The following is a 12371-nucleotide window of genomic DNA, read 5'->3' as shown; positions in this document are numbered from 1 at the left end:
CAGCCTGAAAACATCAACGGCTCCTGTTACAGGAGCCGTTTTTTATAGACTACTTAAACTACCGCATAGCACTTTGATCAAGCCATCTCAGTTTGCAGACGCAAGACCTGACGGTTAACTTCTGACATAACAGAAAAATGCAGTTTGTCCTTCACTTTTGGGATAAGAATCTTACCCTTATCAAATTCAAAAGCGCCTACATCCTTGATATATAACCGTCCACGAAACAGGATCTTCACGTACTTCGCCACCTGCAGCGGGTTGTACCGTTGGAAAATTTTCATTGTTGTCTCCTGCTGAGCATTACGCCTTTGCGGTACCACAATCGGTCCGACAATCCTCAGGCGCAAATTTTAATGCCATATGACTATAGACTATCTCTACGTTGTTTCCAGCGTGTATAAGTTTATTTACCTTCAGGTTACAATTATTCAGAATTATCTTTTTATCGCTTCACTGTCCTCAGTATAAGCCTTCATTTTTTGCAGGATTTGTGCGCCCGTCCGCAAACTGGCATCGCGCTTGCGGGAAAAAGCATCATTCGCACATATGATTAAATTCCACTCTCAAGTGGTCCGATCACCTGCAAAATAAAGAAAGAAGGAAACACCATGACCTTACAAAAATTGCTGGCGCTGTCGTGTCTGTTGCTGCCGATGATGGCCTCTGCACATAAATTTGAAACCAACCAGCGCGTGCCGCCAGTCGGGATCGCCGATCGCGGCGAACTGATTCTTGATAACGATAAGTTTAGCTACAAAAACTGGAATAGCGCGCAGTTGCCGGGGAAAGTTCGCATTGTGCAACACATCGCCGGGCGCACCTCGGCAAAAGAGAAAAACGCGACATTGATTGAAGCCATCAAAGCGGCAAATTTGCCGCACGACAACTACCAGACCACTACCATCGTTAACACGGATGATGCCATTCCTGGCTCCGGCATGTTTGTGCGCAGCAGCCTTGAGAGCAATAAGAAGCTCTACCCATGGTCACAGTTTATCGTCGACAGCAACGGCATCGCGCGTAAAACCTGGCAACTGGACGAAGAGAGCTCAGCCATCGCGGTCCTCGACAAAGACGGTCGCGTTCAATGGGCCAAAGACGGGGCATTAACGCAGGAAGAGGTGCAGCAGGTGATTGCCCTGCTGCACAAATTACTCAGTAAATAGAAACCCTGAAGCCGGGGTTAAGGAATGATTCACGCGGGGTATAATCCAGCGGTTTACCCTGCCAATCGTGAACATGCGCTCCGGCGGCAGCAGCAACAGCGTGTCCTGCCGCAGTGTCCCAGACGTTGGTCGGCCCAAAACGCGGGTACAGCTGCGCCTGCCCTTCTGCCACCAGACAGAACTTCAGTGATGATCCAATCGACGTGGTCTGGTGCTCACCGAGCTGCTGCAGATACTCTTTTAGCTCATTATCAGCGTGCGACCGACTTATCACCACCAGCGGTGGACGCGCATCGCGCACCTGGATTTGTTTGCGCACGCCGCACTCTTCTTTCCAGGCTTTTCCTTCGGCCGCGCTGTACATCACCTTCATTACCGGGGCATATACCACGCCCAGCACCGGTTTGCCTTTCTCGATCAGCGCGATATTAACGGTAAATTCACCGTTACGTTTGATGAACTCCTTGGTGCCGTCCAGCGGATCAACCAACCAGTAGCGCTGCCAGTGCTGGCGGATATCCCAGCCCGGTGGGTCCTCTTCTGACAACACCGGAATATCTGGGGTCAGCGCCTGTAATCCTTCAAGGATCACCGTGTGCGCGGCAATATCCGCCGCCGTGACCGGAGAATCATCCTGCTTGCTGGTGATTTCTATCGGTTTGATTCCATCGTAGACCTGCATAATGGCATCGCCCGCGTTCCGTGCAAGCTGGCATACATGTTCTAACATTCTCCACCTCATTTATGGCAGCGGTGTTAACTCGTTGTTTTACTTATACCCGATCGTCAGACAATCCGCCAACTGTGATAGCGTCTGCGGTTTTAAACGCTCTATTCATGGCATGATTCACACTTCTGTAAGCAATAATCTTTATATACATTTTCTTTTGTGGCCTGGTTCTAAAAAGGATGCCCCTGATGATTAAGTTTAGTGCAACGCTTCTGGCCACGCTGATAGCTGCCAGCGTGAATGCCTCAACCGTCGATCTGCGCATAATGGAAACCACTGATTTGCATAGCAACATGATGGATTTCGATTATTACAAAGATACACCAACGGAAAAATTCGGTCTGGTACGTACGGCAAGTCTGATCAATGCCGCCAGAAATGAAGTCAAAAACAGCGTACTGGTCGATAACGGCGATCTGATTCAGGGCAGCCCGCTCGGGGATTACATGGCGGCGAAAGGGCTGAAAGCTGGTGAAACGCACCCGGTTTATAAGGCGCTGAATACGCTGGATTACGCGGTCGGCAACCTTGGCAATCATGAGTTTAACTACGGTCTGGAGTATCTGCATAAGGCGCTCGCAGGCGCGAAGTTCCCTTACGTTAACGCCAATATCATCGACGTTAAAACCAAAAAACCGCTTTTTACCCCCTATTTGATTAAAGACACCGAGGTGGTCGACAAAGAGGGTCACAAGCAGACGCTGAAAATTGGCTACATAGGTTTTGTGCCACCGCAAATCATGACCTGGGATAAAGCCAATCTCAGCGGCAAAGTGACAGTGAATGACATCACCGAAACCGCACGTCAATACGTACCGGAAATGCGGGCGAAAGGCGCGGATGTGGTCGTCGTCGTGGCTCACTCGGGCCTTTCTGCCGACCCGTATCAGGCGATGGCGGAGAACTCGGTTTATTACCTCAGCGAAGTACCGGGCGTTGATGCCATCATGTTTGGTCATGCTCACGCCGTGTTCCCGGGGAAAGACTTTGCCAACATCAAAGGCGCGGATATCACCCAAGGTACCCTGAACGGTATTCCCGCAGTGATGCCTGGCATGTGGGGCGATCATCTGGGCGTGGTGGATCTGGTACTGAATAACGACAGCGGGAAATGGCAGGTCACTCAGGCGAAAGCTGAAGCTCGCCCGATTTATGACGCAGCGGCGAAAAAATCACTGGCCGCGGAAGACAAAAAAATCGTTGAAATCCTGAAGGCCGACCACGACGCCACACGCGAATTCGTCAGCAAGCCAATCGGTAAATCGGCCGATAACATGTACAGCTATTTGGCGCTGGTGCAAGACGATCCAACCGTGCAGGTGGTGAACAACGCGCAAAAAGCCTACGTTGAACGCTTTATTCAGGGCGATCCGGATCTGGCGAAGCTGCCGGTGCTTTCCGCCGCCGCGCCGTTTAAAGTGGGCGGACGTAAGAACGATCCGGCCAGCTTTGTTGAAGTGGAAAAAGGCCAGCTCACCTTCCGTAACGCCGCTGACCTGTACCTCTATCCCAACACTCTGGTGGTGGTAAAAGCCAGCGGTAAAGAGGTAAAAGAATGGCTGGAATGCTCCGCCGGGCAGTTTAATCAGATTGATATTCACAGCAGCAAACCGCAATCGCTGATCAACTGGGACGGCTTCCGTACCTATAACTTCGACGTGATTGACGGTGTGGACTATCAGATTGATGTGTCACAACCCGCCCGTTACGACGGCGAATGCCAGACAGTCAACCCGCAGGCGGAGCGTATTAAACATCTGACCTTTAACGGAAAACCTGTCGACCCGAACGCTACCTTCCTGGTGGCAACCAATAACTATCGCGCCTACGGCGGTAAGTTTGCCGGTACCGGCGACAGCCATATCGCCTTTGCCTCACCGGATGAAAACCGCTCGGTGCTGGCCGCGTGGATAGGGGCCGAGACGAAACGTGCCGGTGAAATTCACCCGGCGGCGGATAACAACTGGCGTCTGGCGCCGATCCACAGTGAGACGAAGCTGGATATTCGTTTTGAAACCTCGCCGTCCGATAAAGCCGCCGCGTTTATCAAAGAAAAAGGACAGTATCCGCTGCAGAAAGTCGCCACCGACGATATCGGTTTTGCGATTTATCAGCTGGATTTGAGTAAGTAATTTTAGTGCCGGATGCGACGCAATAGCGTCTTATCCGGCCTACGCATGAAGCCGACTTGTAGGCCGGATAAGCGCAGCGCCATCCGGCACATCGTTCACGCCGGGATCCGCTGCGCCAAAACCTGCGGTAAATTCATTTCTATCCAGTCCGCCAGTGCGGCGACTTTATCACTCACCTGCTCACCCAATGGCGTCAGACTGTATTCCACATGTGGCGGTACCACCGGATACGACACCCGGTTGATAAACCCGTCCTGCTCCAGCGCCTGTAAGGATTGCGCCAGCATCTTTTCACTGACGCCGCCCATCTTACGGCGCAGATCGCTAAAACGGTGCGTGCCATCGCGCAGCGCCACCAGAATCAATACCCCCCAACGGCTGGTGACGTGTTTTAACACCTCGCGGGAAGGACACTGTTCAGCAAATAAGTTGCCGTCGCGCAGTTGCTGAGAAAGCGTCGAAGCTGTCATTTTTATACTTACCTTTTTGTGCGTACTTACTAAAAGTAAGTTTAGGTGTTAGCGTGAGTCAACACAAGACAAAACCTGGAGTTCCTCATGATTGCGATTACCGGCGCCACTGGCCAACTGGGCCAACACGTTATTGAAAACCTGCTGAAAACCGTTCCCGCCAGCCAGATTGTGGCGATTGTGCGTAACCCTGCTAAAGCCGCTGCCCTCAGCGAGCAGGGTATTACCGTCCGCCAGGCGGATTATACCGACGAAGCCGCCTTTACCACCGCGTTGCAAGGCATCGACAAACTGCTGCTGATCTCCTCAAGCGAAGTCGGACAGCGTACCCTACAGCACCGCAACGTGATCAATGCGGCGAAATCTGCACGAGTGAAATTCATCGCCTACACCAGCCTGCTGCATGCCGACACCTCCCCGCTGGGGCTGGCAGATGAACACGTGGCAACCGAGAAGATGCTGGCAGAATCCGGCCTTGATTACGCGCTACTGCGTAACGGTTGGTACAGCGAAAACTATCTCGCCAGCGCCCCCGCCGCCCTCGAGCACGGCGTGTTTATTGGTGCCGCCGGGGACGGCAAAATCGCCGCCGCCACCCGCGCGGACTACGCCGCTGCCGCCGCGCGTGTTATCAGTGAAGAAGGCCATGCCGGGAAAATCTACGAGCTGGCGGGCGATGAAGGCTGGACGCTGAGCCAGTTGGCCGCTGAACTGGCTCAACAGAGCGGCAAAAAAGTGGTGTATCAGAACCTCAGCGAGGCCGATTTTGCTGCCGCGCTGAAAGGGTTTGGCCTGCCTGCCGGACTGGCAGAGATGTTGGCCGACTCGGATATTGGTGCCTCAAAAGGCGGACTGTTTGACGACAGCCATACGCTGAGCACACTGATTAAACGCCCGACCACATCGCTGGCGGAGAGCGTCAGCGGCATCGTATAACTGTTAAAATTTGGTTAATTACGGTGGCATCCCTGCGCATCCTCTCTGATAATGATAAGACGATGCGTGGGGAGAGATAACGTGCAGGGTGTACCTGAGCAGTTCATTGATGAGAAAGACAGCGCCCGTTTTCGCCATCTGGCACAGGTGCCGGGCGTTGAGCTGTATCATGCGCATATCTCACGTTACGCGTTTGAGCCTCATACCCACGAAGCGTTTGGCATTGGCGCGATCGAAGCCGGCGCCGAGCGTTTTCGCTATCGTGGCACCCAGTATGTGGCACCGGCCCATTCCGTCGTGACCATGAATCCCGATGAGCTGCACACCGGCGAGGCTGAAACCGCCGACGGCTGGCGCTACCGAATGATTTATCTCGACCCCTCTCTTCTGCAGGAGGTCACCGGGATCCGCCACTGGTGGTTCCATGATGTGACGCGCCACGATCCCCACCGTTCACGCCAGATCTGTTCGCTGATCCACGGGATGTGGAACACCGAGGATCCGCTGGCACAAAAAGGATTGCTGCTCGATCTGATCGACACCTTCCAGCCACTGGCTCGTCATGCGCCGGTGTCGCGGGAAGGCGCACATCGCTTTGATCGCGTGCGCGAGTATCTGCATGATAACTACATGCACCCGGTTACGCTCGACGAACTGGCCTGCGTGGCTGCGCTTAGCCCCTGGCATTTTCAGCGCCAGTTCAAACTGCACTTTCACGTCACGCCGCATCAGATGCTCATGGCTGTTCGCCTGTGGCGCGCCAAAGATTTTCTCACGCGCGGTATGCCCGCCGCCGACGTTGCTGCGGCAACCGGCCTGACCGACCAGTCGCACCTCACCCGCGCGTTTACCCATCGCTACGGTATTACGCCTGTGCGTTATCAGAAGCAGGTTTATTCGCGCTAATGCGCAATCTCATACAATACAGCGGCGTTTTCCCTGCCTACACTCGGCGTAATGTTCAATGATGTGGATGTCAAAATGATTAGCGGTGTGTTGTACGCCCTGCTGGCGGGGTTGATGTGGGGGCTGATTTTTGTCGGGCCGTTGATCGTGCCGGAATACCCGGCGGTATTGCAGTCGATGGGACGCTACCTGGCGCTAGGGCTGATTGCCCTGCCACTGGCCTGGCTGGGTCGCGGACGTCTGCGTCAGCTGTCGTGCAAAGACTGGAGAACCGCGCTGGCACTGACGATGATGGGCAATCTGATTTATTATGTTTGTCTGGCCAGCGCCATTCAGCGCACCGGCGCGCCGGTCTCGACGATGATCATCGGCACGTTACCGGTAGTGATCCCGGTCTTCGCCAACCTGCTCTATAGTCAGCGTGACGGTAAATTATCCTGGTGGCGTTTGGCCCCGGCGCTGGTGCTGATCGGCATTGGCCTGCTGTGCGTGAATATTTCTGAGTTGAATCAGGGGCTACCTGATTTTAGCGGCTGGCGCTACGGGTCGGGTATCGCCTTGGCACTGGTTTCCGTGGTGTGCTGGGCGTGGTATGCGCTGCGAAATGCCCGTTGGCTGCGTGAAAACCCTGATAAGCATCCGATGATGTGGGCCACCGCCCAGGCGCTGGTGACGCTGCCCGTTTCTCTGCTCGGTTACATTGCGGCCTGCCTGTGGCTGAACGGGCAAACGCCGGACTTCTCCCTGCCCTTCGGCCCGCGTCCGGGCGTATTTATCAGCCTGATGGTCGCCATTGCGGTGCTGTGTTCGTGGGTGGGGGCATTGTGCTGGAACATCGCCAGCCAAAAGCTGCCGACGGTGATCCTCGGGCCGCTGATTGTGTTCGAGACGCTGGCGGGACTGCTGTATACCTTTATCTTGCGCCATGAAATGCCGCCGGTGCTGACGATTAGCGGCATCGCGTTATTGGTTATCGGTGTGGTGGTGGCCGTCAAAGCCAAGCCGGAGAAACCGAGCGTCGTCGTGATTCCACAATCATAATGTGCCGAATGGCGCTGCGCTTATCCGGCCTACGCGATAATAGGCCGGATAAGGCGTTTACGCCACCATCCGGCGCGACACTTTAAACACTGCAACGGTCTGATTCAGGCGTGCCGCCTGCTCTTCAAGTGCAGCCGCCGCTGACGCAGATTCTTCCACCAGCGAGGCGTTTTGCTGCGTCACGCGATCCATCTCAGCAACGGCCTGACCAACCTGATCGATTCCCCGGCTCTGTTCATCAGAGGCCGAAGCAATCTCACCCATGATATCGGTCACGCGGGTGACGGCGCTGACGATCTCCGCCATTGTTTTACCCGCTTCATGCACCAGTGCAGTACCAGCATTGACCCGATGACCGGAATCATCAATCAGGGCCTTAATCTCTTTCGCTGCCTGCGCGCTGCGCTGCGCCAGGGTTCGCACTTCTCCTGCTACTACCGCAAATCCGCGCCCCTGCTCACCAGCCCGCGCCGCTTCTACCGCCGCGTTTAGCGCCAGAATATTGGTCTGGAAGGCAATACCGTCAATAACAGTGGTAATTTGCGCAATTTTGCTGGAACTGGTGGCGATTTCATCCATGGTACGCACCACGCCATCAACCACCGTGCCGCCTTTTTGCGCCGTCTGCGAGGCATTTTTTGCCAGGCTAGTCGCCTGTCGTGCATTATCCGCATTCTGCTTCACAGTGGCGGTAAGCTGTTCCATGCTGGCAGCGGTTTCCTCCAGCGATGCGGCCTGCTGTTCGGTACGCGAGGAGAGATCGTTACTGCCCGCCGCGATTTCACCCGCCCCGGTGTAAATGGTATCGGCCCCGTCGCGCACCACGCTAACCGTGTTCGCCAGCGACTGTTGCATGTCGCGGACGTTACGTGCCAGCAGCGCCATTTCATTGCTGCCGTCAGCGCTAATGCTGTGGGTCAGGTCACCTGCAGCGATATGGCGAATATGTTCCATTACCTCGCGCAGTGGCTTCAACAGCACGCGCTGCATGGCTATCCAGCTAACGACAATCACCGTGACCACAATTAGCATGACGGCAGACAGCAGCCAGATGATCTTCTGGTAGTCATTTTCGTTATCCTGCACGCCCGAATTTGCCAGCGCGGATTGCGCCGCACGCCATTCCTGATAAACACCCTGCATTGCCGTCTGCTTTTGTTCGGCATTCTGTTTGAACATATCTTCCAGTTTGCCTTCCGCCAACAGCACGTTCATTTTGGCCAGTGTGGTCGAATAAATGCCGTACTGTTCTTCCAGCCGGTCGGCCAGATGTTCATCCAGACCCGGCGTTTCCGGCAGCGCATAGTATTTATCGTAATGCTCTTTTGCTTCTGCCAGCAGGCGATTTGCCGTACTTACCAGCTCTGTTAGCTGCCCGCCGTTAACTTCGCTGGCCATCGTGCCCTGCAGACGCAACATGCCCCGGTTGAGCGTGACGCGCGCCTGGTTCAGGCTAATCCACGCATCGGTAAATTCGGCCACATTCTGGCTGGAAAGCTGAGACACGTTAAAATTTTGCTTATCGTTGTTGAGTGCGCCAATAAAGACGCCTGCTGAAATGAGCTGCATCGCGCCCAGGGAAAGTAACACGGTGATAAGTAAGGTTATCACTTTGATTCGTTTGAACATCTGTTGCCTTTTTATTATGCAGGTATTGTCTGAGGTCTAACTATCGGCAGCCACGTCCGCTTATTTAATCTTCTGACGCGGCTTTTTTCGCCGCTTTGCGCCTTTTCAATAAGATTCAGCAGGTTAACGGCATAAGAAATTTTCGTGACAACCATCACAAATCCCACCACCCCGAAAGGGGTATATCCTTCACTATAAGTTGCATTTAAAATACATCTTATATTATTGAGAATGAGGTAACGGCTATGTCTTATCGCGATCAACCTTTAGGTGAACTGGCGCTCTCTATTCCTCGCGCTTCGGCACTGTTTCGTAAGTACGATATGGATTACTGCTGCGGCGGTAAGCAAACGCTGGCACGCGCTGCCGCACGTAAAGAGCTGGATGTCGAGGCTATCGAAGCCGAACTGGCAAAACTGGCTGAGCAACCGCTGGAAAAAGACTGGCGCAGCGTGGCACTGGCAGAAATTATCGACCATATCGTCGTTCGTTATCATGACCGCCACCGCGAACAGCTGCCGGAACTGATCCTGCAGGCCACCAAAGTTGAACGCGTGCACGCAGACAAGCCAAACGTACCGCGCGGTCTGGCGAAAAACCTGACCATGCTGCATGACGAACTGTCCAGCCACATGATGAAAGAAGAGCAGATCCTGTTCCCGATGATCAAACAGGGAATGGGTAGCCAGGCGATGGGGCCAATCAGCGTGATGGAAAGCGAGCATGACGACGCTGGTGAGCTGGTCGAAGTGATCAAGCACATCACCCAAAACGTGACGCCACCGCCGGAAGCCTGCACCACCTGGAAAGCCATGTATAACGGCATTAACGAACTGATCGACGACCTGATGGAACACATCAGTCTGGAAAACAATGTGTTGTTCCCGCGTGCCCTCGCTGGTGAATAAAAAGGGCGCCTGAGAGCGCCCTGATTTATGAAGTATTAGAGCCGCGTCGCGGCTCTTTTTTTATTAGCGGACACCTGCCATACGTTTCTTACCGATAAACAACCAGCCCAGCCCCAGCGCAATGAACCACAGCGGCGTGACGATCAGCGCCTGACGGGTATCCTCTTCCAGCGTCAGCAGTACCAGTACGAACACAAAGAACGCCATGCACACCCAGCACATCACCTTGCCTAACGGCATTTTATAGATCGACTTCTCATGCAGGTGCGGACGCTGTTTGCGGTACACCAGGTACGAGCAAAGAATGATGGTCCAGACAAACATGAACAGAATCGCCGATACGGTGGTGATCATGGTGAACGCACCGATCACGCTTGGGTTAACGTACAGCATCACCACGCCGCCCAGCAGGCAGATACAGGAGAAGGTTAAGCCTTTCGCCGGAACAGCACGTTTAGACAGCTTGGCGAACGCTTTCGGTGCCACGCCTTCCTGCGCCAGACCGAATAACATACGGCTAGTCGAGAACACACCGCTGTTTGCAGAAGACGCCGCAGACGTCAGAACCACAAAGTTAATCAGACTCGCCGCCGCCGGCAAGCCGACCAGCACAAACAGTTCGACAAACGGGCTCTTGGTTGGAACCACCGAGCCCCACGGGGTGACGGACATAATCACAATCAGCGCGAACACGTAGAACATGATGATACGGATTGGAATCGAGTTAATCGCGCGCGGCAGGGATTTCTCCGGATCTTTGGTTTCCGCCGCCGTCGTCCCAACCAGTTCAATACCCACGAACGCGAACACCGCAATCTGGAAGCCCGCAAAGAAGCCGCTCAGGCCTTTCGGGAACCAGCCACCGTCATTCCACAGGTGGGTGAACGATGCCTGAACGCCAGTAGGTGACTGGAAGTGCGTCAGCACCATCACCAGACCAACCACGATCAGGCCGACGATGGCGACAATTTTGATCATCGCAAACCAGAATTCCATCTCACCAAACATTTTCACCGTGGCGAGGTTGAGGACCAGCAGCAGAATGATTACCGCCAGTGATGCCACCCAGTCGGATAGCCCAGGGAACCAGAATTGCGCATACGCGGTAATGGCAACGACGTCCGCCATCCCGGTCACGACCCAGCAAAACCAATAGGTCCAGCCGGTAAAATACCCAGCCCATGGCCCGAGCAGGTCGGAGGCAAAATCACTAAAAGATTTGTATTCGAGATTCGAGAGCAGCAATTCCCCCATTGCACGCATCACGAAAAACAGCATAAAACCGATGATCATATAAACAAAGATGATCGACGGCCCGGCGAGGCTGATGGTTTTCCCGGAGCCCATAAACAGGCCGGTACCGATAGCGCCACCAATGGCAATAAGTTGAATATGACGGTTTGTGAGATTGCGCCGCAGCGACTGTTCAGACGAAGCCTCTTCAACGGCTTCGACTTTTACCTGATCTACCATGTTTTTTCTTCCTGTACCTGTCTGTGTTGTTCAGGCTCTACGGCCTTTGGTGTGTCTATGATACGACGATCCTGTTATCAGGACTCATCGATATTAGGTAAGAATTGGCGGGATGAATACTAAGATTTAGATATAATGTTAATTTTATGTTTAAAGTGAGTGTCATATCACTCTGATAGCGCGAATCAGCTCACAAAAATACGCGCAAGTACGACATTTGCAAGATAAAATATCGACATTGGTATAACTATAGCTTTTCACGCTATTTTTCTGTTCCCCCCAAGGCTGAGGGGAACAGAAGTCACTGCTTACAGGATTTCGAGCAGCTCAACGTCGAATACCAGGGTGCTGAACGGAGGAATGGACGCACCCGCGCCACGCTCACCGTAAGCCAGCTCCTGAGGAATGGTCAGTTCCCATTTGGAACCCACTGGCATCAGGGTCAGCGCTTCAATCCAGCCAGGGATAACGCCGTTAACCGGGAATTCAGCCGGTTCACCACGGGCAACGGAGCTGTCGAACACGGTACCGTCGATCAGTTTACCGGTGTAGTGCACGCGTACACGGTCGGTACGTGCCGGGATAGCCCCTTCGCCCTGCGTCAGAACGCGGAACTGCAGACCGGATTCAGTGCTGTTTACGCCATCTTTCTCGCGGTTTTCTTCCAGATATTTGACGCCATCAGCGGCCATAGCCTGGAAACGCTCGCGACGCACTGCATCAGCACGCTCGTGGATTTCACGCAGCGCACGGTGCACAACGTCAACCGGTACGGCTGGATGTTTGCCTTCCAGCGCGTCAGCGATACCCGCTACCAGTGCTTCAGGCAACAGCCCTTCCAGACCGGATTCGCTCAGCTGCTGTCCTACCTGCAAACCAATGCCGTAGCTTGCTTGCGCTTCGATAGTGTCAAAAGTCGGGGTGGCCATCATATTTCCTTTCATCGGATGTAAAGTAGCGGGCAGCATAGCAGCCAT

General features: G+C 54.0%; 12 protein-coding genes. 6 read left to right on the top strand and 6 right to left on the bottom strand.

The window, feature by feature from the left end; genetic code table 11:
- Nucleotides 1-77: 77 nt before the first annotated feature.
- Nucleotides 78-284, bottom strand: coding sequence for a DUF1107 domain-containing protein (locus IMQ48_RS18710; RefSeq protein WP_003025710.1), 207 nt, complete (start codon nucleotides 282-284; stop codon nucleotides 78-80).
- 327 nt (nucleotides 285-611) lie between these two features.
- On the opposite strand from IMQ48_RS18710, the gene IMQ48_RS18705 reads away from it, so the two are divergent.
- Nucleotides 612-1169, top strand: a complete 558-nt coding sequence (locus IMQ48_RS18705; protein ID WP_196210195.1) for a YtfJ family protein — start codon at nucleotides 612-614, stop codon at nucleotides 1167-1169.
- Here the strand turns inward: IMQ48_RS18705 and cysQ are convergent.
- Nucleotides 1159-1899: a 3'(2'),5'-bisphosphate nucleotidase CysQ gene (gene cysQ / locus IMQ48_RS18700; RefSeq protein ID WP_196210194.1), complete on the bottom strand. Its 741-nt coding sequence runs from the start codon at nucleotides 1897-1899 to the stop codon at nucleotides 1159-1161. The two genes, IMQ48_RS18705 and cysQ, sit on opposite strands and share 11 nt — an antisense overlap.
- 188 nt (nucleotides 1900-2087) lie before the next feature.
- Here cysQ and cpdB point away from each other — a divergent pair, with 188 nt between their 5' ends.
- Nucleotides 2088-4031, top strand: coding sequence for a 2',3'-cyclic-nucleotide 2'-phosphodiesterase (cpdB, locus tag IMQ48_RS18695; RefSeq protein ID WP_196210193.1), 1944 nt, complete (start codon nucleotides 2088-2090; stop codon nucleotides 4029-4031).
- Nucleotides 4032-4126: 95 nt separating this feature from the next.
- Here cpdB and IMQ48_RS18690 read toward each other — a convergent pair whose 3' ends face one another.
- Nucleotides 4127-4501 carry a helix-turn-helix domain-containing protein gene (locus IMQ48_RS18690; RefSeq protein WP_196210192.1) on the bottom strand — a complete coding sequence of 125 codons (375 nt, stop codon included), beginning with the start codon at nucleotides 4499-4501 and terminating at the stop codon, nucleotides 4127-4129.
- An 87-nt stretch (nucleotides 4502-4588) separates the two neighbouring features.
- Here IMQ48_RS18690 and IMQ48_RS18685 point away from each other — a divergent pair, with 87 nt between their 5' ends.
- The 3 genes from IMQ48_RS18685 to IMQ48_RS18675 all read left to right on the top strand — a co-directional run bounded on the left by IMQ48_RS18685 (nucleotide 4589) and on the right by IMQ48_RS18675 (nucleotide 7384).
- Entirely contained in the window at nucleotides 4589-5437 is an 849-nt protein-coding gene (locus IMQ48_RS18685; protein WP_196210191.1) for an SDR family oxidoreductase, read from the top strand.
- 81 nt (nucleotides 5438-5518) lie between these two features.
- Complete coding sequence (locus tag IMQ48_RS18680; protein ID WP_196210190.1) at nucleotides 5519-6343, top strand: AraC family transcriptional regulator; 825 nt, start codon at nucleotides 5519-5521, stop codon at nucleotides 6341-6343.
- Nucleotides 6344-6418: 75 nt separating this feature from the next.
- The gene (locus IMQ48_RS18675; protein WP_196210189.1) at nucleotides 6419-7384 is read left to right on the top strand and encodes a DMT family transporter; all 966 of its coding nucleotides are present in this window, start codon (nucleotides 6419-6421) and stop codon (nucleotides 7382-7384) included.
- A 57-nt stretch (nucleotides 7385-7441) separates the two neighbouring features.
- Here the strand turns inward: IMQ48_RS18675 and IMQ48_RS18670 are convergent, their stop codons facing one another.
- Nucleotides 7442-9013 (bottom strand): methyl-accepting chemotaxis protein, encoded by a 1572-nt coding sequence (locus tag IMQ48_RS18670; protein WP_196210188.1) that lies wholly within the window; start codon nucleotides 9011-9013, stop codon nucleotides 7442-7444.
- Between the two features lie 245 nt (nucleotides 9014-9258).
- Between IMQ48_RS18670 and ytfE the strand changes: the two genes are divergently transcribed.
- The gene (gene ytfE / locus IMQ48_RS18665) at nucleotides 9259-9921 is read left to right on the top strand and encodes an iron-sulfur cluster repair protein YtfE (RefSeq protein ID WP_115259604.1); all 663 of its coding nucleotides are present in this window, start codon (nucleotides 9259-9261) and stop codon (nucleotides 9919-9921) included.
- A 63-nt stretch (nucleotides 9922-9984) separates the two neighbouring features.
- Here the strand turns inward: ytfE and cycA are convergent, their stop codons facing one another.
- Together cycA and fklB are read right to left on the bottom strand one after the other, a co-directional pair.
- On the bottom strand, nucleotides 9985-11394 hold the full coding sequence (gene cycA / locus IMQ48_RS18660; protein WP_196210187.1) for a D-serine/D-alanine/glycine transporter: 1410 nt from the start codon (nucleotides 11392-11394) through the stop codon (nucleotides 9985-9987).
- Between the two features lie 308 nt (nucleotides 11395-11702).
- Nucleotides 11703-12323, bottom strand: coding sequence for an FKBP-type peptidyl-prolyl cis-trans isomerase (fklB, locus tag IMQ48_RS18655; protein WP_196210255.1), 621 nt, complete (start codon nucleotides 12321-12323; stop codon nucleotides 11703-11705).
- Between the last annotated feature and the right edge of the window lie 48 nt (nucleotides 12324-12371).

The sequence above is a fragment of the Citrobacter sp. Res13-Sevr-PEB04-36 genome (assembly GCF_015672735.1).
GTDB lineage: Bacteria > Pseudomonadota > Gammaproteobacteria > Enterobacterales > Enterobacteriaceae > Citrobacter.
This window is presented reverse-complemented; position numbering and strand designations above follow the sequence as displayed.